Below are 26,816 nucleotides of genomic sequence, written 5' to 3' on the forward strand. Positions count from 1 at the left end.
CACCAGCGCTGCGCGAAGCGCGCAGATTACCCGATGTGCAGTCGCATAGCCATTACTTCGTTTAAAAGCCAGCGGCTATCGTACTCATTGAACAAAACGCGTTGTTGTCTGTGTCACCTTCAATGATAATACGTAACATTCAGGAAACATTATTGTCACTACCTGTACCCATGGTTTACCAGAGGTTAGTTATGAATACCGTATGTGCAAGCTGCCAGGCGCTTAACCGCATTCCCGAGGATCGCGTTAATGACATCGCGAAATGTGGGCGTTGTGGTCATGAACTGTTTGATGGCGAAGTCATTAACGCCACCGGTGAAAACCTGGATAAATTGCTCAAGGACGATCTGCCGGTCGTGGTGGATTTCTGGGCGCCGTGGTGCGGCCCGTGCCGTAACTTTGCGCCAATCTTTGAAGACGTGGCGGAAGAGCGCAGTGGCAAAGTACGCTTTATTAAAGTGAACACCGAAGCCGAACGCGAACTCAGCGCCCGCTTCCGTATCCGCAGTATTCCGACCATTATGCTGTTCAAAAATGGTGAAGTCGTCGACATGTTAAACGGCGCCGTGCCGAAAGCGCCTTTTGACAGCTGGCTGAACGAATCACTCTGATCTGACGGGGCACAACTTGTGCCCCGTATTTTCCTCTGCGACAATAGCGTTTTTTCTGCGCGCACTCATGAAAACTAACGCTGTTCTGCAACTCCGGGCTGAACGTCTTGCCCGCGCTACCCGCCCTTTTCTTGCCCGCGGCAATCGCATCCGCCGCTGTCAGCGCTGTCTGCTGCCCCTTAAACAGTGCCTGTGCGATACCATTCAGCCTGCCGACGCGCGCAGCCGCTTTTGCCTGGTGATGTTTGATACCGAACCCATGAAGCCGAGCAATACCGGGCGTCTGATTGCCGATACCTTGCCGGATACCGCAGCGTTTCAGTGGTCGCGTACCGAACCGCCACAGGCGCTGCTGGATCTGGTGGCCGATCCCCGTTATCAGCCGATGGTGGTGTTTCCCGCCTCCTATGCCGGAAGCGAGCGTCAGGTGCTGGCCGCCCCGCCCGCTGGTAAGCCGCCGCTGTTTATCATGCTCGACGGCACCTGGACCGAAGCGCGTAAAATGTTTCGTAAAAGCCCGTGGCTGGATGCGCTGCCGGTGATTTCCGTCGACTTGTCCCGCGTATCAGCCTACCGGTTGCGCGCCGCCCATGCGGACGATCAGTACTGCACGGCGGAAGTCGCCATCGCGCTGTTAGATCTGGCGGATGATACCGAAGCGGCGCAGACGCTGGGCGATCATTTCTCCTGTTTCCGCGAACGTTATCTGGCGGGAAAACCTCATCATCAGGGCAGTATCACAGCAGAAGATCCAGAAAGCGTTTAGAATCATCGGGTCGCTCTTTTCCGGAGACCTGTATGAGCCAACGAGGGCTGGAAGCGCTGTTACGTCCGAAGTCGATTGCCGTTATTGGCGCATCCATGAAACCGGATCGTGCCGGTTATCTGATGATGCGCAACCTGCTGGCGGGAGGGTTTGCCGGTCCTGTGCTGCCCGTCACCCCCGCGTGGAAAGCGGTACAGGGCGTGCTGGCCTGGCCGGATATACCGAGCCTGCCTTTTACCCCCGATCTGGCGGTGCTCTGCACCAATGCCAGCCGTAATCTGGCATTACTGGAGGCGCTGGGTGAGAAAGGTTGTAAGACCTGCATTATTCTTTCCGCCCAGCCGGAACAACATGCTGAACTTTTGGCCTGCGCGGGCCGTTACCAGATGCGTCTGCTGGGACCAAACAGCCTGGGGCTGCTGGCTCCCTGGCAGGGGCTGAACGCCAGTTTCTCTCCCGTCCCCATCCGGCGCGGAAAACTCGCCTTTATTTCCCAGTCGGCGGCCGTTTCCAATACTATTCTTGACTGGGCGCAGCAGCGCGAAATGGGCTTCTCCTACTTTATTGCGCTTGGCGACAGTCTGGACATTGATGTGGATGAGCTGCTCGATTTCCTTGCCCGGGATACGAAAACCAGCGCCATTTTGCTCTACCTTGAGCACCTCCGCGACGCCCGGCGTTTCGTGTCTGCGGCGCGCAGCGCCTCGCGTAATAAGCCTATTCTGGTGATCAAAAGCGGTCGTAGCCCGCAGGCTCAGCGGTTGCTGCATGCCCATTCCGGCATGGATCCCGCCTGGGATGCCGCTATTCAGCGCGCCGGTTTGCTGCGCGTTCAGGACACCCATGAACTCTTCTCCGCCGTTGAAACGTTAAGCCATATGCGGCCGCTGCGCGGGGAGCGGCTGATGATCGTCAGTAACGGCGCTGCCCCCGCCGCGCTGGCGCTGGATGAACTCTGGCTGCGTAACGGCAAACTGGCCACCCTCAGCGATGAGGTACTGGCGCGCTTGCGGGACGCCCTTCCGCATTATGTGGAAGCAGGGAATCCACTTGATTTACGCGATGACGCCAGCAGCGAGCGTTACATTGCCGCGCTGAATATTCTGCTCGACAGCACGGATATGGATGCCCTGCTGGTGATCCATGCGCCCAGCGCCGCCGCGCCGGGCAGCGAAAGCGCGCGGGCGTTAATAGACGCGCTGAAAAAGCATCCGCGCGGGAAATATGTCTCGGTGTTAACCAACTGGTGCGGCGAGTTCTCCTCCCAGGAGGCGCGACGACTGTTCAGCGAAGCGGGTTTGCCCACCTATCGCACGCCGGAAGGAAGTATCACCGCCTTTATGCATATGGTTGAGTATCGTCGTAACCAGAAGCAGTTACGTGAAACCCCTGCGCTGCCCAGTAACCTCACCGCGAATACCGCTGAAGCGCATCACCTCCTGCAACAAGCGATTGAGGAGGGGGCGACCTCGCTGGATACCCATGAAGTGCAGCCCGTTCTGCGTGCTTATGGCCTGCAAACGTTGCCGACCTGGATCGCCAGCGACAGCGCCGAAGCGGTGCATATTGCCGAGCAAATCGGTTACCCGGTGGCGCTAAAACTGCGTTCTCCTGATATTCCCCATAAGTCCGAGGTGCAGGGGGTAATGCTCTACCTGCGCACGCCGGTTGAAGTGCAGCAGGCGGCGGAAGCGATTATCGATCGCGTGAAAATGCGCTGGCCGCAGGCGCGCATCCACGGCTTAAAGGTGCAAAGCATGGCAAACCGTGCCGGGGCGCAGGAGCTTCGCGTGGTGGTGGAGCACGATCCGGTCTTCGGGCCGTTGATCATGTTAGGGGAAGGCGGTGTGGAGTGGCGGGCAGAAGATCAGGCGGCGGTCGCCCTGCCACCGCTTAATATGAACCTCGCCCGTTATCTTGTGATCCAGGCGATCAAGAGTAAAAAGATCCGCGGCCGTAGCGCGTTAAGACCGCTGGATATTGCCGGGCTGAGCCAGCTGCTGGTGCAGGTGTCTAACCTGATCGTCGACTGCCCGGAGATCCAGCGTCTGGATATCCACCCTCTTCTTGCCTCGGCGAGTGAATTCATCGCCCTTGATGTGACGCTCGAACTGGCGCCCTTTAATGGCAATAATGACAGCCGGCTGGCCATTCGCCCCTATCCGCAGCATCTGGAAGAGTGGGTGGAGATGAAAAATGGCGAACGCAGCCTGTTTCGCCCGATCCTCCCGGAAGACGAACCACAGCTACAACAATTCATTTCACAGGTAACAAAAGAAGATCTCTACTATCGCTACTTTAGTGAGATCAATGAATTTACCCATGAAGATTTAGCTAACATGACGCAGATCGACTACGATCGGGAAATGGCATTTGTGGCTGTACGCCGAACCGATCAGGGTGATGAGATCCTTGGCGTGACGCGCGCCATTTCCGATCCGGATAATATTGATGCGGAGTTTGCCGTGCTGGTACGCTCCGATCTGAAAGGCCTCGGCCTTGGGCGTCGATTGCTGGAAAAACTTATCAGTTATACCCGCGATCACGGACTTAAACGCCTGAACGGTATTACTATGCCCAACAATCGTGGCATGGTGACGCTGGCGCGAAAACTCGGATTTAACGTCGATGTTCAGCTGGAAGACGGGATCGTTGGCCTGACGCTCCGGCTGGATACGGCAGAGTAATGAAGAGTAAGGTACTGGAAATGTTGATCACTTTGGCTGGCTCTGGTGGTATCATTGCCCGCTTCTGTCGTCTGCTTAGTACAGAGGACCCTTCAATAAACAGAGAAGAAACGCACTGTGATGTTGTCAAAATTCAAGCGTAATAAACATCAACAACACCTTGCCCAACTACCTAAGCTCTCTCAGTCAGTTGATGATGTCGCGTTTTACTACTCTCCTGCGGATTTCCGGGAGACCCTGCTGCAAAAAATCGCCAGTGCCACGCACCGCATCTGCCTTATTGCGCTTTATCTGGAGCAGGACGATGGCGGTAAAGGCATTTTATCGGCGCTTTATGATGCCAAACGGCAGCGTCCTGAACTGGACGTTTGCGTACTGGTTGACTGGCACCGTGCGCAGCGTGGACGCATCGGCGCGGCGGCATCCAATACTAACGCAGACTGGTACTGCCGCATGGCCCAGGAAAATCCTGGCGTAGAAGTACCGGTTTACGGCGTGCCGGTTAACACCCGTGAAGCGCTCGGCGTACTCCACTTTAAGGGTTTCATTATTGATGACAGCGTGCTGTACAGCGGCGCCAGTCTGAATGATGTTTACCTGCATCAACACGATAAATACCGTTACGATCGCTATCAGCTTATCCGTAATCCGCAGATGGCGGATGTAATGCTCGGCTGGGTTAAACAAAATCTGGTACAAGGGCGCGGCGTAAATCGTCTGGATAATCCGGAGCGTCCGAAAAGCCCGGAAATCAAAAACGATATCCGACTTTATCGCCAGGAATTACGCGATGCGTCTTATCATTTCCAGGGCGATGCGGATAACGATCGGCTGGCAGTAACGCCGCTCGTCGGGCTGGGAAAATCCAGCCTGCTCAATAAAACTATCTATCACCTGATGCCGTGCACCGAGCATAAGCTCACCATCTGTACGCCATACTTTAACCTGCCGGCAATACTGGTGCGCAATATCATCCAGCTGCTGCGCGATGGCAAAAAGGTGGAGATTATTGTCGGTGATAAAACTGCGAATGACTTTTTCATCCCCGAAAATGAGCCATTCAAGATCATCGGTGCGCTGCCGTATCTTTACGAGATCAACCTGCGACGTTTCCTGAGTCGTCTGCAGTATTACGTCAATAACGATCAGCTGGTTGTTCGTCTGTGGAAAGATGAAGATAACAGCTATCATCTTAAAGGTATGTGGGTCGATGAGGAGTGGATGCTGCTGACAGGCAACAATCTTAACCCACGCGCCTGGCGACTGGATCTGGAAAATGCGATTTTGATCCACGATCCTAAGCAGGAGCTGGCGCCGCTGCGTGATAAAGAGCTGGAGTTGATCCGTACGCATACTACTGTTGTGCAGCATTATCGCGATCTGCAAAGTATCGCCGATTACCCGGTGAAAGTACGTAAGCTTATACGGCGTCTGCGTCGGATCCGCATCGACAGGCTGATTAGTCGAATACTGTAACTTCTGCGCTTGCCCTGAGCCCCGTCATTGATGGGGCTTTTTAATGGAGATAATAATGCGATACCTCCCCCTTTTCGGTCTTCTTTTCATTAGTGGTTGTAGCCATATGGCCCATGACGAATGGCACGGCCAGGATAAAGCGCAGCATTTCCTCGCCTCAGCCATGCTGGCGGCTGCCGGTAACGAATATGCTCAGCACCAGGGGATTAATCAGGATCGCAGCGCGGCCTTTGGATTTATGTTTTCTGTAAGCCTGGGGGCATCAAAAGAGTTATGGGATAGCCGCCCGGCAGGAAGTGGCTGGAGCTGGAAGGATTTTGCATGGGATGTCGCGGGTGCTACTACAGGCTATAGCGTGTGGCAGCTTGCCCGGCATTAAGCTTTTTTATACGCAACGCAACGCAAAAAGGCCATCCGTGAGGATGGCCTTCTGCTTTATTTGATGCCTGGCAGTTCCCTACTCTCGCATGGGGAGACCCCACACTACCATCGGCGCTACGGCGTTTCACTTCTGAGTTCGGCATGGGGTCAGGTGGGACCGCCGCGCTAGTGCCGCCAGGCAAATTCTTTGTGCTCTGTCCCGTGTCTTTTACACTGATACGGCGTTGGCTGCTCTCGCGAATGTCAGTCACATACTTCAGTATGCTCCTTCCATCGCTTCGCTGGCCGCCTTGCCTCAGCGCAAAATCCACAAGACTTTACGTTAATCTGGTCTAAGCTGAAAATCTCTCAAATCCGCCAAAACATCTTCGGCGTTGTAAGGTTAAGCCTCACGGTTCATTAGTACCGGTTAGCTCAACGCATCGCTGCGCTTACACACCCGGCCTATCAACGTCGTCGTCTTCAACGTTCCTTCAGGACCCTTAAAGGGTCAGGGAGAACTCATCTCGGGGCAAGTTTCGTGCTTAGATGCTTTCAGCACTTATCTCTTCCGCATTTAGCTACCGGGCAATGCCATTGGCATGACAACCCGAACACCAGTGATGCGTCCACTCCGGTCCTCTCGTACTAGGAGCAGCCCCCCTCAATTCTCCAGCGCCCACGGCAGATAGGGACCGAACTGTCTCACGACGTTCTAAACCCAGCTCGCGTACCACTTTAAATGGCGAACAGCCATACCCTTGGGACCTACTTCAGCCCCAGGATGTGATGAGCCGACATCGAGGTGCCAAACACCGCCGTCGATATGAACTCTTGGGCGGTATCAGCCTGTTATCCCCGGAGTACCTTTTATCCGTTGAGCGATGGCCCTTCCATTCAGAACCACCGGATCACTATGACCTGCTTTCGCACCTGCTCGCGCCGTCACGCTCGCAGTCAAGCTAGCTTATGCCATTGCACTAACCTCCTGATGTCCGACCAGGATTAGCTAACCTTCGTGCTCCTCCGTTACGCTTTAGGAGGAGACCGCCCCAGTCAAACTACCCACCAGACACTGTCCGCAACCCGGATTACGGGCCCACGTTAGAACACCAGCCATTAAAGGGTGGTATTTCAAGGATGGCTCCACGCAGACTGGCGTCCACGCTTCAAAGCCTCCCACCTATCCTACGCATCAAGGACCAGTGTTCAGTGTCAAGCTATAGTAAAGGTTCACGGGGTCTTTCCGTCTTGCCGCGGGTACACTGCATCTTCACAGCGATTTCAATTTCACTGAGTCTCGGGTGGAGACAGCCTGGCCATCATTACGCCATTCGTGCAGGTCGGAACTTACCCGACAAGGAATTTCGCTACCTTAGGACCGTTATAGTTACGGCCGCCGTTTACCGGGGCTTCGATCAAGAGCTTCGCGTTGCCGCTAACCCCATCAATTAACCTTCCGGCACCGGGCAGGCGTCACACCGTATACGTCCACTTTCGTGTTTGCACAGTGCTGTGTTTTTAATAAACAGTTGCAGCCAGCTGGTATCTTCGACTGGTTTCAGCTCCGCGAGCAAGTCGCTTCACCTACGCACCAGCGTGCCTTCTCCCGAAGTTACGGCACCATTTTGCCTAGTTCCTTCACCCGAGTTCTCTCAAGCGCCTTGGTATTCTCTACCTGACCACCTGTGTCGGTTTGGGGTACGATTCTGTGTTACCTGATGCTTAGAGGCTTTTCCTGGAAGCAGGGCATTTGTCACTTCAGCACCGTAGTGCCTCGTCGTCACGCCTCAGTGTTAAAGTGAACCGGATTTACCTGGAACACACACCTACACGCTTAAACCGGGACAACCGTCGCCCGGCCAACATAGCCTTCTCCGTCCCCCCTTCGCAGTAACACCGAGTACAGGAATATTAACCTGTTTCCCATCGACTACGCCTTTCGGCCTCGCCTTAGGGGTCGACTCACCCTGCCCCGATTAACGTTGGACAGGAACCCTTGGTCTTCCGGCGAGCGGGTTTTTCACCCGCTTTATCGTTACTTATGTCAGCATTCGCACTTCTGATACCTCCAGCAGACCTCACAGTCCACCTTCAACGGCTTACAGAACGCTCCCCTACCCAACAACACATAGTGTCGCTGCCGCAGCTTCGGTGCATGGTTTAGCCCCGTTACATCTTCCGCGCAGGCCGACTCGACCAGTGAGCTATTACGCTTTCTTTAAATGATGGCTGCTTCTAAGCCAACATCCTGGCTGTCTGTGCCTTCCCACATCGTTTCCCACTTAACCATGACTTTGGGACCTTAGCTGGCGGTCTGGGTTGTTTCCCTCTTCACGACGGACGTTAGCACCCGCCGTGTGTCTCCCGTGATAACATTCTTCGGTATTCGCAGTTTGCATCGGGTTGGTAAGTCGGGATGACCCCCTAGCCGAAACAGTGCTCTACCCCCGAAGATGAATTCACGAGGCGCTACCTAAATAGCTTTCGGGGAGAACCAGCTATCTCCCGGTTTGATTGGCCTTTCACCCCCAGCCACAAGTCATCCGCTAATTTTTCAACATTAGTCGGTTCGGTCCTCCAGTTAGTGTTACCCAACCTTCAACCTGCCCATGGCTAGATCACCGGGTTTCGGGTCTATACCCTGCAACTTAACGCCCAGTTAAGACTCGGTTTCCCTTCGGCTCCCCTATACGGTTAACCTTGCTACAGAATATAAGTCGCTGACCCATTATACAAAAGGTACGCAGTCACCCCATAAAGAGGCTCCCACTGCTTGTACGTACACGGTTTCAGGTTCTGTTTCACTCCCCTCGCCGGGGTTCTTTTCGCCTTTCCCTCACGGTACTGGTTCACTATCGGTCAGTCAGGAGTATTTAGCCTTGGAGGATGGTCCCCCCATATTCAGACAGGATACCACGTGTCCCGCCCTACTCTTCGAACTCACAACATGTGCATTTTTGTGTACGGGAGTATCACCCTGTACCCTGCGACTTTCCAGACGCTTCCACTAACACACATGCTGATTCAGGTTCTGGGCTCCTCCCCGTTCGCTCGCCGCTACTGGGGGAATCTCGGTTGATTTCTTTTCCTCGGGGTACTTAGATGTTTCAGTTCCCCCGGTTCGCCTCATGCCACTATGTATTCATGACATGATAGTGCAACGGATTGCACTGGGTTTCCCCATTCGGGTATCGCCGGTTATAACGGTTCATATCACCTTACCGGCGCTTATCGCAGATTAGCACGCCCTTCATCGCCTCTGACTGCCAGGGCATCCACCGTGTACGCTTAGTCGCTTAACCTCACAACCCGAAGATGTTTCACTTCTGATTGCAAAAATTTGAGAGACTCGAACACACCGTTTTCTTTTCTTATTACGGAGAAAAGAAACAGCGTGTCGTTTCAATTTTCAGCTTGATCCAGATTTTTAAAGAGCAAATATCTCAAACGAGACCCGGAGGTCTGTTTTGAGATACTGATTGGTTGTGCCTTTCACTCACACCCAGCAAGTGGCGTCCCCTAGGGGATTCGAACCCCTGTTGCCGCCGTGAAAGGGCGGAGTCCTAACCGCTAGACGAAGGGGACACGAGGTGTCACGACTTCGCAGCCGTCTTGCTCATTACGTTCATCAGACAATCTGTGTGAGCACTGCAAGGCAGGTTCTTTCAGGTAAGGAGGTGATCCAACCGCAGGTTCCCCTACGGTTACCTTGTTACGACTTCACCCCAGTCATGAATCACAAAGTGGTAAGCGCCCTCCCGAAGGTTAAGCTACCTACTTCTTTTGCAACCCACTCCCATGGTGTGACGGGCGGTGTGTACAAGGCCCGGGAACGTATTCACCGTGGCATTCTGATCCACGATTACTAGCGATTCCGACTTCACGGAGTCGAGTTGCAGACTCCGATCCGGACTACGACATACTTTATGAGGTCCGCTTGCTCTCGCGAGGTCGCTTCTCTTTGTATATGCCATTGTAGCACGTGTGTAGCCCTACTCGTAAGGGCCATGATGACTTGACGTCATCCCCACCTTCCTCCAGTTTATCACTGGCAGTCTCCTTTGAGTTCCCGGCCGAACCGCTGGCAACAAAGGATAAGGGTTGCGCTCGTTGCGGGACTTAACCCAACATTTCACAACACGAGCTGACGACAGCCATGCAGCACCTGTCTCACGGTTCCCGAAGGCACTAAGGCATCTCTGCCAAATTCCGTGGATGTCAAGAGTAGGTAAGGTTCTTCGCGTTGCATCGAATTAAACCACATGCTCCACCGCTTGTGCGGGCCCCCGTCAATTCATTTGAGTTTTAACCTTGCGGCCGTACTCCCCAGGCGGTCGACTTAACGCGTTAGCTCCGGAAGCCACGCCTCAAGGGCACAACCTCCAAGTCGACATCGTTTACAGCGTGGACTACCAGGGTATCTAATCCTGTTTGCTCCCCACGCTTTCGCACCTGAGCGTCAGTCTTTGTCCAGGGGGCCGCCTTCGCCACCGGTATTCCTCCAGATCTCTACGCATTTCACCGCTACACCTGGAATTCTACCCCCCTCTACAAGACTCAAGCCTGCCAGTTTCGGATGCAGTTCCCAGGTTGAGCCCGGGGATTTCACATCCGACTTGACAGACCGCCTGCGTGCGCTTTACGCCCAGTAATTCCGATTAACGCTTGCACCCTCCGTATTACCGCGGCTGCTGGCACGGAGTTAGCCGGTGCTTCTTCTGCGGGTAACGTCAATTGCTGAGGTTATTAACCTCAACACCTTCCTCCCCGCTGAAAGTACTTTACAACCCGAAGGCCTTCTTCATACACGCGGCATGGCTGCATCAGGCTTGCGCCCATTGTGCAATATTCCCCACTGCTGCCTCCCGTAGGAGTCTGGACCGTGTCTCAGTTCCAGTGTGGCTGGTCATCCTCTCAGACCAGCTAGGGATCGTCGCCTAGGTGAGCCGTTACCCCACCTACTAGCTAATCCCATCTGGGCACATCTGATGGCAAGAGGCCCGAAGGTCCCCCTCTTTGGTCTTGCGACGTTATGCGGTATTAGCTACCGTTTCCAGTAGTTATCCCCCTCCATCAGGCAGTTTCCCAGACATTACTCACCCGTCCGCCGCTCGTCACCCGAGAGCAAGCTCTCTGTGCTACCGCTCGACTTGCATGTGTTAGGCCTGCCGCCAGCGTTCAATCTGAGCCATGATCAAACTCTTCAATTTAAGTTTGATGCTCGTGAATTAAACTTCGTAATGAATTACGTATGTTCACTCCAGAGACTTGGTATTCATTTAGCGTCTTTCGACGTTTAAGAATCCATGTCCTTGAGTGCCCACACAGATTGTCTGATAAATTGTTAAAGAGCAGTTGCGACGCGCTTTGGCGCTGTGTCGCGAGGTCCCGTATAATACGTTTTCCTCATTCAGAGTCAAGCGATTATTTTGCTTTTCTCTGCCGGTCATTCCCGGAGGAAGACCTTCTGACCCGGTGGCCTGTAAGCCGTTGTTCCGTGTCAGTGGTGGCGCATTATAGGGAGTTATTCCGGGCTGACAAGTCTAAAATTAAAAAAACTTATCGATCGCACAATATTCATACAAAACGAGCCAGTGAAGCGTATTTTCGCCTGGTTTTTAAACAAAAACGAGCCGCGCAGGGCTCGTTTTCTTCGTTTTGTGAATTACTGCACGGCAACTATTTGCTCATCTTTAACCACCAGCTGGATGGTTTTGCCAGGAATAAGCTCCCCGGACAAGATTTGCTGTGCCAGCGGGTTCTCAATCTGCTGCTGGATGGCACGTTTTAATGGCCGCGCCCCATAAACCGGATCAAACCCATTGGCGCTGAGCATTTTCAGTGCCTCATCGGTGATATGCACATCATAGCCCCGATCTTCCAGACGCTGATACAGACGTTGCAGCTGGATCTTCGCAATAGAAGCAATATGGTTTTCACCGAGCGGATGGAAGACCACCACTTCATCAATACGGTTTAGAAATTCCGGACGGAAGTTCTGGCTGACCACGCCCAGCACCACATCCTTCATATGACTGTAGTCCAGTTCGCCGAAACGCTCCTGAATCAGATCGGATCCCAGGTTCGAGGTCATAATGACTACCGTGTTACGGAAGTCGACCGTCCGCCCCTGTCCGTCTGTCAGGCGTCCGTCGTCAAGTACCTGCAGTAAGACGTTGAACACATCCGGATGCGCCTTCTCGATTTCATCCAGCAGGATGACAGAGTAAGGACGACGACGAACCGCTTCGGTTAAGTAACCGCCTTCTTCATAACCGACATATCCCGGAGGCGCGCCCACCAGACGTGATACCGAATGTTTCTCCATAAACTCGGACATATCGATACGCACCATCGCGTCATCACTGTCGAACATAAAGTTAGCCAGCGTTTTACAGAGTTCGGTTTTACCCACCCCGGTCGGCCCGAGGAACAAGAACGAACCAATCGGGCGATTCGGATCTGATAATCCGGCGCGGCTACGACGAATAGCATTAGAAACCGCCTCAACGGCTTCATTCTGGCCAATCACGCGACCGTGCAGCTCCTGCTCCATACGCAGTAATTTGTCACGCTCACCTTCCAGCATTCTGGCTACCGGGATGCCGGTCCAGCGCGCCAGCACTTCTGCGATTTCCGCATCCGTGACTTTATTACGCAGCAGACGCATGGTTTTGCCTTCTGACTGTGTGGCGGCTTCAAGCTGTTTTTCAAGCTCAGGTATTTTACCGTACTGAAGTTCAGACATCCGCGCCAGATCGCCGACACGACGCGCCTGTTCAATGGCGATTTTCGTCTGCTCCAGCTCCGATTTAATGGTCTGCGTGCCAGAAAGCGAGGCTTTCTCCGCTTTCCACTCTTCTTCCAGTTCAGAATACTGACGCTCTTTGTCGGACAGCTCATCATTGAGCATTTCCAGACGTTTTTTACTCGCCTCGTCAGATTCTTTCAGCAGCGCCTGCTGTTCCAGCTTCAGCTGGATAATACGCCGGTCGAGACGATCCAGTTCTTCGGGTTTAGAGTCGATCTGCATACGGATGCTGGACGCCGCTTCATCGATCAGATCGATGGCTTTATCCGGCAACTGGCGATCGGCAATATAGCGGTGTGACAGGGTCGCCGCAGCGACAATCGCCGGGTCCGTGATCTGCACATGGTGGTGCAGCTCATAGCGCTCTTTCAGACCACGCAGGATCGCAATGGTGTCTTCGACAGAAGGCTCAGCGACAAACACTTTCTGGAAACGACGCTCCAGCGCGGCATCTTTTTCAATGTACTGACGGTATTCATCAAGCGTGGTCGCCCCGACGCAGTGCAGTTCACCGCGTGCGAGCGCCGGTTTCAGCATGTTCCCGGCATCCATCGCGCCGTCGGCTTTACCTGCGCCCACCATGGTGTGCAGTTCGTCAATAAACAGGATCACATTACCTTCCTGTTTAGAGAGATCGTTAAGCACCCCTTTCAGGCGTTCTTCAAACTCACCGCGATATTTCGCGCCCGCTACCAGCGACCCCATATCCAGCGCCAGTACGCGGCGACCTTTCAGCCCTTCCGGCACTTCACCATTGACGATACGCTGCGCCAGCCCTTCAACAATGGCGGTTTTACCGACGCCAGGTTCACCGATCAGCACCGGGTTGTTTTTGGTACGACGTTGTAACACCTGGATAGTGCGGCGGATCTCTTCATCACGGCCGATCACCGGATCGAGCTTGCCCTGTTCCGCCCGTTCGGTCAGATCGACAGTAAATTTTTTCAGGGCCTGACGTTGGTCTTCTGCCCCCTGGTCATTCACGCTTTCGCCTCCACGCATTTGTTCGATTGCCTGCGTCACATTAGCGGTATTCGCACCGGCGGCTTTCAGTAAGTCTGCCAGCGTACCGCGCGACTCCAGCGCCGCCAGAACAAAGAGTTCTGAGGAAATAAAATTGTCGCCGCGCTTTTGCGCCAGTTTGTCGCACAGGTTCAGTACGCGAACCAGATCCTGCGACGGCTGCACATCGCCGCCGGTGCCTTCCACCTGCGGTAAACGGCTTAACGCCTGCTCAATAGCGGTGCGCAGTTGGCCCGCATTGACGCCAGCAGAGGTTAATAAAGGACGTACCGATCCCCCTTCCTGATTCAGCAAGGCGCTCATAAGATGAAGAGGTTCGATAAATTGATTGTCTTGCCCCAGCGCCAGAGACTGGGCATCGGCAAGAGCAAGCTGGAACTTATTGGTAAGACGATCCAGACGCATAACTCCTCCCATAGAAAACAGGTCAAATTTGCTACTGGAGATTAAATGAGGTCATCCCTCAATTATTCAAGGTTAATGACCTGAATAATATGGAAAGAAAATGACGCGCACTGGATCGTCTTGATTCTTTAGGTTATCTCAGCCAAATGAAACTTGCCATACGCCCGGTGGTCTTGTCGCGGCGATATGAGTAAAATTCGTTCGTTTCTGTGAAGGTGCACCGGTCACCGCCGAAGATCTGACTAACGCCTGCGCCCGCCAGACGCTGACGCGCCAGCAGATAAATATTGGCAAGATACTTTTCATCGCGGGCGACAAATGCGGCGTCCGCATTCGGATCTACTGCCATGAAAGCCTCACGGACTTCCGGCCCCACTTCAAACGCCTGCGGACCAATCGCCGGGCCAAGCCAGGCCATAATATTGTCCGGGCTATCGTCAAAGCAGGCCAGGGTGTTTTCAAGCACACCGGCGCATAAACCACGCCAGCCAGCATGAGCTGCCGCGACTTCCGTTCCTGCACGGTTACAGAACAGTACCGGCAGGCAATCCGCTGTCATCACGGCGCACACGGTTCCGGGCGTATTGCTGTATGACGCATCGGCACGTTTTGAGGCATAAGGCCCGCCGTCCAGACGCTGCACCTGATCACCGTGTACCTGTTCCAGCCAGACCGGTTTCGATGGCAAACCGCCCGCGGCGAACATCCGCTGACGATTTTCCTCGACGTGCTCCGGGTTATCACCGCAATGCGCACCCAGGTTCAGTGAGTGCCAGGGCGCGAGGCTCACGCCGCCGATGCGGGTCGAACTACAGGCCGCCACGCTCTCAGGCTGCGGCCATTGCGGGATAATCACGTGTGTCATAGCCAGTCTACGCTGTCCTTATGGATCTGGAAGTCAGCGCGCATGGCCTCGATCAGATCGACCATGTCCTGTGGGATAGGCGCATGCCATTCCATTTCGATGCCAGTGATCGGGTGATAAAGACGCAGCATGGTCGCGTGCAGCGCCTGACGGTCAAACTGACGCAGCGCGGCAATAAATTCATCCGACGCGCCTTTCGGCGGACGCGGACGACCACCGTACAGCTGATCGCCCACCAGCGGATGGGTAATGTGCGACATATGCACACGGATCTGGTGTGTACGTCCGGTTTCCAGACGCAGACGCAGACGCGTGTGCACACGGAAGTGTTCCATAATGCGATAATGCGTAACCGCCGGTTTGCCCATCGGATGCACGGACATATGCGTACGTTTGGTCGGGTGGCGGCTGATAGGCTCTTCCACTGTACCGCCTGCCGTCATATGGCCAATCGCGACCGCTTCATATTCACGGGTGATCTCGCGCAGCTGCAGCGACTCCACCAGGCGCGTTTGCGCAGGCACGGTCTTGGCGACCACCATCAGGCCGGTGGTGTCTTTATCCAGACGGTGCACGATACCGGCACGGGGAACATCAGCAATCGGCGGATAGTAATGCAGCAGCGCATTCAGTACGGTGCCATCAGGGTTACCAGCACCCGGGTGAACCACCAGATCGCGCGGCTTATTGATCACCAGAATGTCATCATCTTCATAGACGATGGTCAGCGGAATATCCTGCGGTTCAAAACGCGCTTCTTCTTCGATTTCAGCATTGATGGTGACGCGTTCGCCCCCCAATACTTTTTCTTTTGGTGTGCTGCACACCTTGCCGTTAATCTCGACGCGCTGGTCAAGGATCCACTCTTTTATTCGCGATCGTGAATAATCAGGGAACATTTCGGCCAATGCCTGATCTAAGCGTTGACCGAGTTGATTTTCGGACACCGTTGCGGTGAGTTGTACTAGTTGTGCCATAGACAGCTTCTTCGTTAACCTTGGGTTTTTACGGCTTTGCCGTTTAATATAGTGTGCTATTGTAGCTGGTCTTAATCGGGAGCAGGAACAGAGAATCCTCCCGCATAAACATTTTGAGGAAAGTCAAAACGTCATGACGCGCATGAAATATCTGGTGGCAGCCGCCACGCTGAGCCTGGCTTTGGTGGGTTGCTCCGGTTCAAAGGAAGAGGTGCCTGATAATCCGCCTAATGAAATCTACGCGACTGCTCAGCAAAAGTTGCAGGACGGTAACTGGAAACAGGCAATAACGCAACTGGAAGCGCTGGATAACCGCTATCCGTTCGGCCCGTATTCCCAGCAAGTACAGCTGGATTTGATCTATGCGTACTATAAAAACGCCGATCTGCCGCTGGCTCAGGCCGCGATTGACCGTTTCATGCGTCTGAACCCGACTCATCCGAACATTGACTATGTCATGTACATGCGCGGCCTGACTGATATGGCGCTGGATGACAGCGCATTGCAGGGCTTCTTCGGCGTTGACCGTAGCGACCGCGATCCGCAGCACGCGCGCGATGCCTTTAATGACTTCTCAAAACTGGTGCGTGGCTACCCGAACAGCCAGTATGTCACGGATGCCACCAAACGTCTGGTGTTCCTGAAAGATCGCCTCGCGAAGTATGAATACTCCGTCGCGCAATACTATACCGATCGCGGCGCATGGGTGGCGGTGGTAAACCGTGTTGAAGGCATGCTGCGTGATTATCCGGATACCCAGGCGACGCGTGACGCGTTACCGCTGATGGAAAATGCATACCGTAAACTGCAGCTGAATGCGCAGGCGGACAAAGTGGCGAAAATCATCGCCGCCAACAGCAGCAATACCTGATTTTCCTCCCCAATGTAAAACGGCAGCTCCTGTGAGCTGCCGTTTTTTTATGCGTTTTACCTGCCGCCGGAGCGGGTTTCCGTGCAGGCCATCCGGTCAACTATGCCCCCTATTATGAGTATCAACAAGGTAAAAATTCCGGGTTCACGTTTTAAATCACAAAAAGCTGTCGTTGACAAAAAGTGACGAAATAATGTGATTCAAATCACACATTTTGACACTATGCAGGTTATGCTTGTTAATACCAAGACGGAAAGACAAGAGGTAACATCTATGACAATGAACATTACCAGCAAGCAAATGGAAATTACTCCGGCAATTCGCCAGCATGTCACAGACCGTCTCGCCAAACTGGATAAATGGCAAACACACCTGATTAACCCACATATCATTCTCTCTAAAGAGCCGCAGGGCTTTACCGCGGATGCCACCATCAATACACCTAACGGGCATCTGGTCGCCAGTGCGAAGCATGAAGATATGTATACCGCGATTAACGACTTGATCAACAAGCTGGAACGGCAGCTCAATAAAGTGCAACACAAAGGTGAAGCGCGTCGCGCCACCACCTCGGTGAAAGACGCCAACTTCGCTGAAGTTGAAGAAGAAGAGTAATCCTTTACATTGAGTGTATCGCCAACGCGCCTTCGGGCGCGTTTTTTATTGACAGGGTGAAAACAGTACGGTTACTTTACTCAGACACTTGTTCAGGATCGCACCATGAAACTTGTTCCGTTTTTCTTCGCATTCTTTTTTACCTTCCCCTGACCGGGAGGCGTTTCGTCGTGTGATAAAGAATGCGAAGACGAACAATAAGGCCTCCCACACCGGGGGGCCTTTTTTATTGATAACTATAAAAAAGGCAACACTATGACACCGGAAAACCCGTTACTGGATCTGCGCATAAAGATCAGCGCTCTGGATGAGCAATTACTGACGTTACTGGCGGAACGCCGTCTGCTTGCCGTGGAAGTGGGTAAAGCGAAGCTGGCGTCCCATCGTCCGGTTCGCGATATCGATCGCGAGCGCGATTTGCTGGAGCGCCTGATTACGCTTGGCAAAGCGCAGCATCTGGATGCGCATTACATTACCCGCTTGTTCCAGCTGATCATTGAAGATTCAGTGCTGACCCAGCAGGCCCTGCTTCAGCAGCATCTCAATCAAACTAATCCGCACTCGGCGCGCATCGCGTTTCTTGGCCCCAAAGGCTCGTATTCACACCTTGCGGCACGTCAGTATGCGGCCCGCCACTTTGAACAGTTCATCGAAAGCGGCTGCGCAAAGTTTCACGACATCTTTAACCAGGTGGAAACGGGCCAGGCGGATTACGCGGTGGTGCCCATTGAAAACACCAGCTCGGGGGCTATCAACGATGTCTACGATCTGTTGCAGCACACCAGCTTATCCATAGTGGCGGAAATGACGGTGCCTATTGACCACTGCGTGCTGGTTTCCGGCCCCACCAGCCTGGATCAGATCCAGACGGTCTACAGCCATCCGCAACCCTTCCAGCAGTGCAGCCAGTTTTTGAATCGCTATCCGCACTGGAAAATTGAGTATTGCGAAAGCACCTCGGCAGCCATGGAGCGCGTGGCGCAGGCACAGTCGCCGCATGTAGCGGCGCTGGGCAGTGAAGCGGGTGGCGGGCTGTATGGATTGCAGGTGCTGGAGCGTAACCTCGCGAACCAGACGCAAAACATTACGCGTTTTGTCGTGCTGGCCCGTAAAGCGGTGAAAGTATCCGATCAGGTGCCGGCGAAAACCACGCTGCTCATTGCCACTGGCCAGCAGGCGGGCGCGCTGGTAGAGGCCCTGCTGGTCCTGCGTAATCACAATCTGATCATGACCAAGCTGGAATCCCGTCCGATTTACGGCAACCCGTGGGAAGAGATGTTTTATCTGGATATTCAGGCCAACGTCGAATCCGCCGCCATGCAAAAAGCCCTGCACGAACTGAGCGAGATCACCCGCTCAATGAAAGTGCTGGGCTGTTATCCGGGGGAAAACGTTGTGCCGGTCGATCCGGCTTAACGTTCCACGAAAAGGGACTTTTTCACCCCTGCCACCTGCACCGGCAGGGTGAAAATGGCGCCCGACAGCGGATATTGCGCCGTTTCTTCCGGGGTCATGTTTTCCCTTGTAGTGGTAATAAACAGCGTTTTCATGTCCGCGCCGCCGAAACAGACCATCGTCGGGCAGCGTACCGGCAGGCGATATTCTTCCAGTTGCTCGCCCTGCGGCGAGAAGCGCGCGATGCGCCAGCCATCATAGAGCGCGCTCCAGTAGCCGCCTTCCACGTCCACCGCCGCGCCATCCGGCATTCCCTCTCCGTCAGTAAAGCGACGCAGCACCTTACGCTGCCCAGGCTCGCCGTCGGCGTCGAGCGGCGTGCAGTAAATCACCTTCTCCGGCGTGTCCGAGGTGAGCATCCACTTGCCGTCAGGACTGAAGGCCAGCCCGTTCGCGCCCTTGATGTCGCACTGGATCACTTTCGGGGTCAGATCGTTATCGATACGCATCAGCTGCGCGCCGTTATAATCCCCCGGCGCCCAGAAGGTCCCGGCGTAGAAACGCCCGCGCGGATCGGTGCCGCCGTCGTTGAAACGCGCCAGTTGCGGATTGGACGGATTGTCGCAGACTTTATTGGTCAGCAGCCCGCGCTTATCGGCGAGCCATATCGCAGTGCGCATGGCGACAATAAAACCGCCCTTCTCGCGTAGCGCAAAACAGCCCACTTCCTCCGGAAAGCGCAGCACAGAATGCTCGCCCGAGGCGAGATGGTAACGATGAATTTCGCCTTCAATAATATCGGCCCAGTAAAGCGCCTGCTCCGCCTCACTCCAGGTCGGGCATTCCGGCAGATGGCCGGTATAATCAAACAGCGGTTGCGGTTCAGCCATAACAAATCCCTTCTTATAAAAAAAGCCAGCGGATCACCCACTGGCTTCAAGTATATGCAGCTTTTCAGTTATTGACGGCTGTCGTTCGCCTGGCGCAGCAATACGCGGCTTTCGCTCTGGAAACGCTCAGCGTAATCGCCGAACCAGTGTTCCACCTTACGGAAGCTGTCGATGAAGGCCTGCTTGTTGCCCTGCTCCAGCAGGCCAATCGCCTCGCCAAAGCGCTGGTAATAGCGTTTGATCAGCGCCAGATTACTTTCCGACGACATAATAATGTCGGCATACAGCTGTGGATCCTGGGCAAACAGCCTTCCGACCATCGCCAGTTCCAGCCGGTAAATCGGCGACGAGAGCGCCAGCAACTGTTCAAGCTGAACGTTTTCTTCCGCCAGATGCAGGCCATAGGCAAAGGTGGCGAAGTGGCGCAGCGCCTGAATAAACGCCATGTGCTGATCGTGCTCCACGGCGCTGATGCGGTGCAGCCGCGCGCCCCAGACCTGGATCTGCTCCAGGAACCACTGATACGCTTCCGGCTGGCGGCCATCACAGTACACCACCACCTGCTTGGCGAGGCTGCCGCTGTCCGGGCCGAACATTGGGTGCAGACCCAGCACCGGGCCGTTATGCGCTGTCAGCATCGCCTGCAATGGCCCGCTTTTTACCGACGCCAGATCAACCAGAATGCAGTCATCCGGCAATGGCGGCAGTTTAGCGATGATCGACTCCGTCACGTGAATAGGCACGCTGACAATCACCATACCTGCGTCCGCCACAATGGATGCAGCGCGCGACCAGTCCTCTTTTTCCAGAATGCGCACTTCATAGCCGGAAAGCTGGAGCATTTTCTCAAACAGCCGCCCCATCTGCCCGCCACCGCCGACGATCACCACCGGGCGCAGCGTCGGATGCAGCGTCTTAAAGCCTTTGTCGTTTTCGCTGGAATAGGATTCGCGCATTACCCGGCGCAATACATCTTCAATCAGATCCGGCGGCACGCCCAGCGCCTGCGCTTCTTTCCGGCGCGATGCCAGCATTGAGGCTTCGCGCTCCGGCACGTAAATCGGCAAACCGTATTTGCTTTTTACTTCGCCCACTTCGGCGACCAGCGCCAGGCGGCGCGCCAGCAGATCCAGCAGCGCCTTATCCACTTCATCAATTTGATCGCGCAACGCGGTCAATTCTGCAACCATGACAACCTCTTAAGCGTGACGCGTCGCCAGATGCGCGCGCAGGTCCTTATCGATCTCGCGCAGCAGCGCATCGGTCGTTTCCCAGCTGATGCAGGCATCGGTAACGGAAACGCCATACTTCATTTCGCTGCGCGGCTGCTCGGATGACTGATTGCCTTCGTGAATATTACTTTCAATCATCAGACCAATAATCGAACGGTTGCCATCTTTAATCTGTGCGACAACAGACTCTGCAACCGCAGGCTGGCGACGGTAATCTTTGTTGGAATTACCATGGCTGCAATCTACCATCAGCGACGGCTTCAGTCCCGCCTGCGTCATCTCTTTTTCACACTGCGCCACGTCTGCCGGACTGTAGTTTGGCGCTTTGCCGCCGCGCAGGATCACATGCCCGTCCGGATTGCCCTGCGTCTGTAACAGGCAAACCTGTCCCGCCTGATTGATCCCCACAAAACGGTGCGGCATGGCTGCGGCGCGCATGGCGTTAATTGCCGTCGCCAGGCTGCCATCGGTGCCATTTTTAAAGCCCACCGGCATGGATAAACCGGAGGCCATTTCGCGGTGCGTTTGTGATTCGGTGGTACGCGCGCCAATCGCCGACCAGCTGAACAGATCGCCCAGGTATTGCGGGCTATTCGGATCCAGCGCTTCGGTCGCCAGCGGCAGGCCCATACCCACCAGTTCTACCAGCAGACGACGCGCAATCTTCAGGCCCGCTTCCACATCAAAAGAGCCATCCATATGCGGATCGTTAATCAGCCCCTTCCAGCCAACGGTGGTACGGGGTTTTTCAAAATAGACGCGCATCACCAGATAGAGGCTATCGCTGACCTCTGCGGCAAGGGCTTTAAACCGACGCGCGTATTCAATGGCCGCTTCCGGATCGTGAATGGAGCACGGACCGCAAACCACCAGCAGACGCGGATCGCGCCCGGCAATAATGTCAGACAGCGTCTGACGGGATTGCTCGATTTGCGCCTGTTGTTCCGCCGTCAGCGGGAATTCCGCTTTCAGCTGATCGGGCGTGATTAATACGTGTTCGTCGGTAATATGTACGTTGTTCAGCGCGTCTTTTTGCATGATGGCGATCCTGTCTGGCTCGTTTGCGATAGTGTCTCGTTGTGAGAGTGATTTAACGATACCACAAACGGTAAACATTTCAATCCAAAATACGTACACCTTACTTTACAATATGCATTTTAAGGCCATTTAAATGCTTTTAACGTGTAAAGATAACAATACACAGCAGCATGTGCCGTTATTCGGGCTACGCTTACATAACACACAGGAGAACGTAATGAAGACAGGTATGGTTTTGCTTTTACCCATTTTATTGATCGGCTGCTCCGTAGAACCTTACAGCCATGCCCCGACCTGGACCGGTACGGACTGGTACAGCGCCGGTAAAGACGATGCCCTGTCCGGCGCGGTCATAAAGAATAATGAGACGCTGGCGCTCGAGCACAACAGCAAAGAAATTAACCGTCCCCGGTACGCAGAGGGTTACGCGGATGGCCTGAAAAAGATCTGTCAGGATGATTTTCTGTATGCCTGGGGCCGCGCCGGGAAAATTTACCCGGCGGGCTGTGACACGCTTGAAAATGCCAGCACTTATCGTGCGCACTGGCAAAAAGGCATGGAAGAAGGCGCACGCGACAGCCGGCTTAATTAAGCTATCCGCGTGCGGTGTTTACTCCGCGACGGGTCGCCGGGCGCAGGCTTTGCGCCAGCGCAGCACGTCCACCGCCAGAAACAGCAGCAGGCTGACGCCCAGCACCGGTAATGCCAGCGCCAGCAGCAGCGCCACCACGCTGACCACAATACGTCCTGCCACGGGCAGCGCCAGCCAGCTTTGCATCAATGTCTGTACCGGGCTGACGTTCGACCCGGCAGGCCTGCGCAGCCACCAGAGCCGGTAACCCATCACAATCATCACGCACAGTCCAAGGCCAAAGGCGATCAGCACCAGTTGATTGGGCAGCCCGAACAGCACGCCCATATGGAAATCCACGCCCCAACGGGTCAGTTTCGCCATCAACGGGAAATCCTCAAACCGGGTGCTGTCGATCACCTGCATAGTATTTGCGTCCACCGCCACGGCATCCACCTGGGTCGGCCAGCTACGGTCGATTTCGGTGACCGTCCAGGCGCTGTTGGCATCCCGCGGCGGGCGGATCTCAAGCTTCGCCGCATTGATGCCAGCCGCACGCGCGACCTGCAATACTTCATCAAACTGTACCGAGTCCTCAACGCTGGCAGGCATCTCCATGCCATGATGATGACCATGATGTTCCGCATGGGGATCGGCTGCCTGCGCCGGGCCGTGCAACTGGGTGTTCACCTGCGGCGTCATCCAGCCGAAGGCAGCGCGCATTTTGTCAACGTTCCCGCCCGCCCACTGGGACCATGTCAGCCCGGTGACGGAAAACAGCAGCATGCCCGCCAGCAGGATCCAGCCGAGGGTGACGTGTACCCGCCGGGTATTCTGGAAGCTGTTGTTCAGGCGGCGCTTCGGGCGCGTATAAAACCACAGCACTATGCCGCCAAGCGCTGCGGCCCACATCCAGGACGCCGCCAGTTCACTGTACAGCCGCCCGGTATCGCCAAGCAGCAGCGAGCGATGCGCGTAGTCAATGATTTGCCGCAACGGCAGGATGCCGCTGGTGCCATAGACGGTGTGATCCCCTTTCACCGCCAGCGTTACCGGATCGATAAAAATCGCCCGGTGCTCCGACACGCCGAGCGCCGGATCGGCAAACATTACGCGGGTAGTGTCCGTATCCGCGAGTCCCGGACGCACGGCATGCAGACGCAGATGGCCGCCGGTAACCTGTTCCGCCACCGCGATCTGTTCCGCCAGCGGCTGACGTTCGCCGGTAGTGGTACCGTAAAGCGTATCGGCATAAAACAGGTTTTCCAGCTGTGGGGTGGCAACGTACAGCGTCCCGGTCAGGGCCGCCACAAAGATGAACGGCCCGACAAACAGACCAATATAAAAATGCAGGCGTCGCAGCAGGTTTAACCAGGCCGCGCGCGGGGTGCAGGTAGTCATACTTTTCCTTACTGAAAGCAAAGGTTCGCCTTGTGCGCAGGCACAGGCTTAATGGGTTTTAACAGGAAAAAGCAGACTGGCGCGGCGGCGCGCGGGTTTGAGGATAAAGCCAGGGAATAAAACGCCATGCCCGTTCGGGCGGGGGAAGCGGTGCGATATAAATACGGGTAAGCGTAGCGGAGAGAAAAAGCACCGCCAGCAGGATCAGGCCGGGCACGTGCGCCAGCAGTACGCAATAGCCGCAGGCTTCGGCATGATCGACCGGAATAACGTCCGGCGCGCTGTCGTGGTGTTCAGCCATCATGCTCATGTCATGATGCATGCCCGGCATGCTCGCCATGGGATCTTTTTGCAGGCTGACAGAGATAAGCGGCGCGACCAGGATCAGCAAAATAGCAAACAGGGCGAGCCATGCTGCTTTACGCTTGATGCTGGTATGATGAAATGCGCTCTGTGTCACGACTCCTCCGCATGCAGGGGGTCATTGTAAACGATTTATTGGTTTTTGGTTAATCTGGCGGGCAGGTTTTGGGCATGCGGGGAATAAAAAAAGGGCCGACCCGGAGGTCAGCCCTTTTCTGATGGGATGTCGCGAAAGCGATATCTTAGTTAAGACGCTCTTTGATACGAGCAGACTTACCAGTGCGCTCACGCAGGTAGTACAGTTTAGCTTTACGTACAGCACCACGACGTTTAACAGCAATGCTGTCAACTACCGGAGAGTGAGTCTGGAAGACACGCTCAACGCCTTCGCCGTTGGAAATTTTACGAACAGTGAATGCAGAGTGCAGACCGCGGTTACGAATAGCGATAACCACGCCCTCGAATGCCTGCAGACGTTTTTTGGAACCTTCAACAACCCATACTTTCACTTCCACGGTGTCACCCGGACGGAAGGAAGGTACGTCCTGCTTCATCTGCTCTTGTTCAAGTTGCTTAATAATGTTGCTCATAATTTAATCTCTTATCCTGGGTAAACTGATATTTGGGGGCTTACGCCTGCCCATCATGTTTATGCTGCTGTTGTGCGTGCTCTTTTTTGAACTCCGCCAGCAACTTTGCTTGCTCTTCAGTCAGAGCCAGGTTTTCCAGAAGTTCAGGTCTTCTAAGCCAGGTACGGCCCAACGACTGTTTCAGACGCCAGCGACGTATCTCGGCATGGTTCCCCGACAGCAATACTGCCGGTACTTCCATCCCTTCCAACACTTCAGGACGGGTATAGTGCGGACAGTCCAGCAATCCATCGGCAAAGGAATCTTCAGTTGCCGAGGCTTCATGTCCCAGTACCCCCGGAATAAACCGGGAAACCGAGTCAATCAGCGTCATTGCGGGTAACTCTCCACCGCTGAGAACGTAATCGCCGACAGACCATTCTTCGTCAATCTCGGTTTTGATTACGCGCTCATCTATCCCTTCGTAGCGGCCACACACCAGAATCAGCTTCTGATGCGTTGCCAGCTCGCTGACGCCCGCTTGATCAAGCTTGCGTCCCTGAGGTGACAGATAAATCACCTTTGCGCCTTCACCCGCCGCGGCTTTCGCTGCGTGGATGGCGTCCCGCAAGGGTTGTACCATCATCAGCATCCCCGGTCCGCCGCCGTAAGGACGTTCGTCCACGGTACGGTGCCGGTCATGAGCGAAATCACGCGGACTCCAGCTCTGGATGCTCAGCAGGCCATTTTTTACAGCCCGGCCAGTTACCCCGTAATCAGTAATCGCACGGAACATTTCAGGAAACAGGCTAACGATACCAATAAACACGCGCCAATCCCCTTAGCACCGACTTTTACTATTTATCCGGAGGTTTTAAAAACCAGGATCCCAATCTACTTCAATGGTGCGAGTAGTGAGATCGACATTCTTGATAACCTGCCCATCGAGGAACGGAACCAACCGCTCCTTGATACCAAATGCATCTTTCAGGTTTGCCTTGATGACGAGAACGTCATTGGAGCCGGTTTCCATCATATCAATGACTTTACCCAGCCCGTACCCTTCGGTGGTCACTACCTGGCAGCCAATAAGGTCTTTCCAGTAGTAGTCGCCATCGGTGAGGGCCGGCAACTGCGAGGTATCTACCATAATTTCGCAATTAGTCAGTAGATTCGCGCTGTCACGATCGTCAACGCCTTTCAGCTTGATGATCAGATCCTGATTGTGGTGCTTCCAGCTTTCCAGCTGTACCTGCTCCCACTGACCCGCCTTCTGGATAAACCAGGGCTGATAGTCAAAAATGCTTTCGGCGTCTTCGGTGGAGGAAAACACTCTGAGCCAACCACGAATACCGTAGGAAGAACCCATTTTGCCCAGTACAACCGGTTCAACAGGGACTTTTGCGGCGAGTTGCTTGCTCATCATGACCACCGTGACAGATTAAGCTGCTTTTTTTGCTTCTTTGATCAGCGCAGATACGCGATCAGAGATAGTTGCGCCCTGGCCAACCCAGTGAGCGATGCGATCCAGATCCAGGCGGGTGCCTTCTTCTTTTTCGCTGGCGATCGGGTTGAAGAAACCAACGCGCTCAATGAAGCGACCGTTACGTGCGTTACGGCTGTCAGTAACAACAACCTGGTAGAACGGACGCTTTTTAGCGCCGTGACGTGCTAAACGAATAGTTACCATAACATCCTCTTGTGTGAATAAAACACCGGGCCCCCTCGGAGGGACGGAGCCCGGTGTTATATTAAAAGCCCGAAAATTTTACTGATTTCTGGGGGAAATGCAATCAAGATATAGCAAAGGGGAGATTTAAGGCCGTCGGCGGTGCAGGCAGTTTGACGTCGGCGTGCGCGGAGTCGCCGGAGCGTACACGTAGTACG

General features: G+C 54.6%; 22 protein-coding genes, 1 tRNA gene, 3 rRNA genes and 1 other annotated feature. Of the genes, 10 read left to right on the forward strand and 16 right to left on the reverse strand.

All coding sequences use genetic code 11. The features are described from left to right. Window positions 1-191: 191 nt before the first annotated feature. The 5 genes from trxC to BMF08_RS20770 all read left to right on the forward strand — a co-directional run bounded on the left by trxC (window position 192) and on the right by BMF08_RS20770 (window position 5,919). A complete protein-coding gene (gene trxC, locus BMF08_RS20750) occupies window positions 192-611 on the forward strand; it encodes a thioredoxin TrxC (protein ID WP_072569394.1) in 420 nt (139 codons plus the stop codon). Between the two features lie 67 nt (window positions 612-678). Beyond that, on the forward strand, window positions 679-1,377 hold the full coding sequence (locus tag BMF08_RS20755) for a tRNA-uridine aminocarboxypropyltransferase (protein WP_072569395.1): 699 nt from the start codon (window positions 679-681) through the stop codon (window positions 1,375-1,377). A gap of 32 nt (window positions 1,378-1,409) precedes the next feature. After that, window positions 1,410-4,064, forward strand: a complete 2,655-nt coding sequence (locus BMF08_RS20760; protein ID WP_072569396.1) for a bifunctional acetate--CoA ligase family protein/GNAT family N-acetyltransferase — start codon at window positions 1,410-1,412, stop codon at window positions 4,062-4,064. A gap of 123 nt (window positions 4,065-4,187) precedes the next feature. After that, window positions 4,188-5,540 (forward strand): CDP-diacylglycerol--serine O-phosphatidyltransferase, encoded by a 1,353-nt coding sequence (pssA, locus tag BMF08_RS20765; RefSeq protein WP_415877744.1) that lies wholly within the window; start codon window positions 4,188-4,190, stop codon window positions 5,538-5,540. A 55-nt stretch (window positions 5,541-5,595) separates the two neighbouring features. Beyond that, window positions 5,596-5,919 (forward strand): YfiM family lipoprotein, encoded by a 324-nt coding sequence (locus BMF08_RS20770; protein ID WP_072569508.1) that lies wholly within the window; start codon window positions 5,596-5,598, stop codon window positions 5,917-5,919. 65 nt (window positions 5,920-5,984) lie between these two features. Here the strand turns inward: BMF08_RS20770 and rrf are convergent. The 7 genes from rrf to rluD form a co-directional block, all read right to left on the reverse strand. Further along, window positions 5,985-6,100, reverse strand: a 5S ribosomal RNA gene (gene rrf / locus BMF08_RS20775). Between the two features lie 199 nt (window positions 6,101-6,299). Then, window positions 6,300-9,205, reverse strand: a 23S ribosomal RNA gene (locus tag BMF08_RS20780). Window positions 9,206-9,413: 208 nt separating this feature from the next. Further along, window positions 9,414-9,488: transfer RNA gene (locus tag BMF08_RS20785), tRNA-Glu, on the reverse strand. Between the two features lie 85 nt (window positions 9,489-9,573). Then, a 16S ribosomal RNA gene (locus tag BMF08_RS20790) occupies window positions 9,574-11,113 on the reverse strand. Together the 16S, 23S and 5S rRNA genes with 1 tRNA gene alongside form the textbook arrangement of a ribosomal RNA operon. A 455-nt stretch (window positions 11,114-11,568) precedes the next feature. After that, on the reverse strand, window positions 11,569-14,142 hold the full coding sequence (gene clpB, locus BMF08_RS20795) for an ATP-dependent chaperone ClpB (protein WP_072571517.1): 2,574 nt from the start codon (window positions 14,140-14,142) through the stop codon (window positions 11,569-11,571). 133 nt (window positions 14,143-14,275) lie between these two features. Beyond that, window positions 14,276-15,007: a purine nucleoside phosphorylase YfiH gene (gene yfiH, locus BMF08_RS20800; RefSeq protein WP_072571518.1), complete on the reverse strand. Its 732-nt coding sequence runs from the start codon at window positions 15,005-15,007 to the stop codon at window positions 14,276-14,278. Then, on the reverse strand, window positions 15,004-15,984 hold the full coding sequence (gene rluD / locus BMF08_RS20805; RefSeq protein WP_072571519.1) for a 23S rRNA pseudouridine(1911/1915/1917) synthase RluD: 981 nt from the start codon (window positions 15,982-15,984) through the stop codon (window positions 15,004-15,006). The genes yfiH and rluD overlap by 4 nt, the downstream gene beginning before the upstream one ends. A gap of 133 nt (window positions 15,985-16,117) precedes the next feature. On the opposite strand from rluD, the gene bamD reads away from it, so the two are divergent. The 4 genes from bamD to pheA all read left to right on the forward strand — a co-directional run bounded on the left by bamD (window position 16,118) and on the right by pheA (window position 18,886). Next, the gene (gene bamD, locus BMF08_RS20810) at window positions 16,118-16,855 is read left to right on the forward strand and encodes an outer membrane protein assembly factor BamD (RefSeq protein ID WP_072571520.1); all 738 of its coding nucleotides are present in this window, start codon (window positions 16,118-16,120) and stop codon (window positions 16,853-16,855) included. A gap of 273 nt (window positions 16,856-17,128) precedes the next feature. Beyond that, window positions 17,129-17,470 carry a ribosome-associated translation inhibitor RaiA gene (raiA, locus tag BMF08_RS20815; RefSeq protein ID WP_072571521.1) on the forward strand — a complete coding sequence of 114 codons (342 nt, stop codon included), beginning with the start codon at window positions 17,129-17,131 and terminating at the stop codon, window positions 17,468-17,470. 104 nt (window positions 17,471-17,574) lie between these two features. Beyond that, window positions 17,575-17,700, forward strand: a sequence feature (Phe leader region). Then, window positions 17,576-17,623 (forward strand): pheA operon leader peptide PheL, encoded by a 48-nt coding sequence (gene pheL / locus BMF08_RS20820; protein ID WP_100250063.1) that lies wholly within the window; start codon window positions 17,576-17,578, stop codon window positions 17,621-17,623. Its footprint overlaps the feature before it by 48 nt. Window positions 17,701-17,725: 25 nt before the next feature. After that, window positions 17,726-18,886, forward strand: coding sequence for a bifunctional chorismate mutase/prephenate dehydratase (gene pheA / locus BMF08_RS20825; RefSeq protein ID WP_072571522.1), 1,161 nt, complete (start codon window positions 17,726-17,728; stop codon window positions 18,884-18,886). Here the strand turns inward: pheA and BMF08_RS20830 are convergent. The 3 genes from BMF08_RS20830 to aroF form a co-directional block, all read right to left on the reverse strand. Further along, a complete protein-coding gene (locus BMF08_RS20830) occupies window positions 18,883-19,755 on the reverse strand; it encodes an SMP-30/gluconolactonase/LRE family protein (protein WP_072571523.1) in 873 nt (290 codons plus the stop codon). The genes pheA and BMF08_RS20830 overlap by 4 nt on opposite strands. Window positions 19,756-19,823: 68 nt before the next feature. Further along, window positions 19,824-20,945: a bifunctional chorismate mutase/prephenate dehydrogenase gene (gene tyrA, locus BMF08_RS20835; protein ID WP_072571524.1), complete on the reverse strand. Its 1,122-nt coding sequence runs from the start codon at window positions 20,943-20,945 to the stop codon at window positions 19,824-19,826. Between the two features lie 9 nt (window positions 20,946-20,954). Beyond that, on the reverse strand, window positions 20,955-22,025 hold the full coding sequence (aroF, locus tag BMF08_RS20840) for a 3-deoxy-7-phosphoheptulonate synthase AroF (protein ID WP_072571525.1): 1,071 nt from the start codon (window positions 22,023-22,025) through the stop codon (window positions 20,955-20,957). A gap of 217 nt (window positions 22,026-22,242) precedes the next feature. Here aroF and BMF08_RS20845 point away from each other — a divergent pair, with 217 nt between their 5' ends. Further along, window positions 22,243-22,617 carry a DUF2799 domain-containing protein gene (locus tag BMF08_RS20845; RefSeq protein ID WP_072571526.1) on the forward strand — a complete coding sequence of 125 codons (375 nt, stop codon included), beginning with the start codon at window positions 22,243-22,245 and terminating at the stop codon, window positions 22,615-22,617. Between the two features lie 18 nt (window positions 22,618-22,635). On the opposite strand, the gene BMF08_RS20850 is transcribed toward BMF08_RS20845, so the two are convergent. The 6 genes from BMF08_RS20850 to rpsP form a co-directional block, all read right to left on the reverse strand. Then, window positions 22,636-23,997: a PepSY-associated TM helix domain-containing protein gene (locus BMF08_RS20850; RefSeq protein ID WP_072571527.1), complete on the reverse strand. Its 1,362-nt coding sequence runs from the start codon at window positions 23,995-23,997 to the stop codon at window positions 22,636-22,638. A gap of 58 nt (window positions 23,998-24,055) precedes the next feature. Then, window positions 24,056-24,457 (reverse strand): DUF2946 domain-containing protein, encoded by a 402-nt coding sequence (locus BMF08_RS20855; protein WP_072571528.1) that lies wholly within the window; start codon window positions 24,455-24,457, stop codon window positions 24,056-24,058. Window positions 24,458-24,602: 145 nt separating this feature from the next. Then, complete coding sequence (rplS, locus tag BMF08_RS20860; protein ID WP_002914145.1) at window positions 24,603-24,950, reverse strand: 50S ribosomal protein L19; 348 nt, start codon at window positions 24,948-24,950, stop codon at window positions 24,603-24,605. Window positions 24,951-24,990: 40 nt separating this feature from the next. Beyond that, window positions 24,991-25,758 carry a tRNA (guanosine(37)-N1)-methyltransferase TrmD gene (trmD, locus tag BMF08_RS20865; protein WP_072571529.1) on the reverse strand — a complete coding sequence of 256 codons (768 nt, stop codon included), beginning with the start codon at window positions 25,756-25,758 and terminating at the stop codon, window positions 24,991-24,993. Between the two features lie 45 nt (window positions 25,759-25,803). Then, complete coding sequence (gene rimM / locus BMF08_RS20870) at window positions 25,804-26,352, reverse strand: ribosome maturation factor RimM (protein WP_072571530.1); 549 nt, start codon at window positions 26,350-26,352, stop codon at window positions 25,804-25,806. An 18-nt stretch (window positions 26,353-26,370) separates the two neighbouring features. Next, entirely contained in the window at window positions 26,371-26,619 is a 249-nt protein-coding gene (gene rpsP / locus BMF08_RS20875; protein WP_072571531.1) for a 30S ribosomal protein S16, read from the reverse strand. Window positions 26,620-26,816: the final 197 nt, after the last annotated feature.

The sequence above is a fragment of the Enterobacter sp. SA187 genome (assembly GCF_001888805.2).
Classification (GTDB): domain Bacteria; phylum Pseudomonadota; class Gammaproteobacteria; order Enterobacterales; family Enterobacteriaceae; genus Enterobacter_D.

Bases quoted from the DNA above. Each gene is read 5' to 3' on its own strand.
- trxC (WP_072569394.1), top strand. From the start codon at position 192: ATGAATACCGTATGTGCAAGCTGCCAGGCGCTTAACCGCATTCCCGAG.
- BMF08_RS20755 (WP_072569395.1), top strand. From the start codon at position 679: ATGAAAACTAACGCTGTTCTGCAACTCCGGGCTGAACGTCTTGCCCGC.
- BMF08_RS20760 (WP_072569396.1), top strand. From the start codon at position 1,410: ATGAGCCAACGAGGGCTGGAAGCGCTGTTACGTCCGAAGTCGATTGCC.
- BMF08_RS20770 (WP_072569508.1), top strand. From the start codon at position 5,596: ATGCGATACCTCCCCCTTTTCGGTCTTCTTTTCATTAGTGGTTGTAGC.
- clpB (WP_072571517.1), bottom strand. From the start codon at position 14,142: ATGCGTCTGGATCGTCTTACCAATAAGTTCCAGCTTGCTCTTGCCGAT.
- yfiH (WP_072571518.1), bottom strand. From the start codon at position 15,007: ATGACACACGTGATTATCCCGCAATGGCCGCAGCCTGAGAGCGTGGCG.
- rluD (WP_072571519.1), bottom strand. From the start codon at position 15,984: ATGGCACAACTAGTACAACTCACCGCAACGGTGTCCGAAAATCAACTC.
- bamD (WP_072571520.1), top strand. From the start codon at position 16,118: ATGACGCGCATGAAATATCTGGTGGCAGCCGCCACGCTGAGCCTGGCT.
- raiA (WP_072571521.1), top strand. From the start codon at position 17,129: ATGACAATGAACATTACCAGCAAGCAAATGGAAATTACTCCGGCAATT.
- pheA (WP_072571522.1), top strand. From the start codon at position 17,726: ATGACACCGGAAAACCCGTTACTGGATCTGCGCATAAAGATCAGCGCT.
- BMF08_RS20830 (WP_072571523.1), bottom strand. From the start codon at position 19,755: ATGGCTGAACCGCAACCGCTGTTTGATTATACCGGCCATCTGCCGGAA.
- tyrA (WP_072571524.1), bottom strand. From the start codon at position 20,945: ATGGTTGCAGAATTGACCGCGTTGCGCGATCAAATTGATGAAGTGGAT.
- aroF (WP_072571525.1), bottom strand. From the start codon at position 22,025: ATGCAAAAAGACGCGCTGAACAACGTACATATTACCGACGAACACGTA.
- BMF08_RS20845 (WP_072571526.1), top strand. From the start codon at position 22,243: ATGAAGACAGGTATGGTTTTGCTTTTACCCATTTTATTGATCGGCTGC.
- BMF08_RS20850 (WP_072571527.1), bottom strand. From the start codon at position 23,997: ATGACTACCTGCACCCCGCGCGCGGCCTGGTTAAACCTGCTGCGACGC.
- rplS (WP_002914145.1), bottom strand. From the start codon at position 24,950: ATGAGCAACATTATTAAGCAACTTGAACAAGAGCAGATGAAGCAGGAC.
- rimM (WP_072571530.1), bottom strand. From the start codon at position 26,352: ATGAGCAAGCAACTCGCCGCAAAAGTCCCTGTTGAACCGGTTGTACTG.
- rpsP (WP_072571531.1), bottom strand. From the start codon at position 26,619: ATGGTAACTATTCGTTTAGCACGTCACGGCGCTAAAAAGCGTCCGTTC.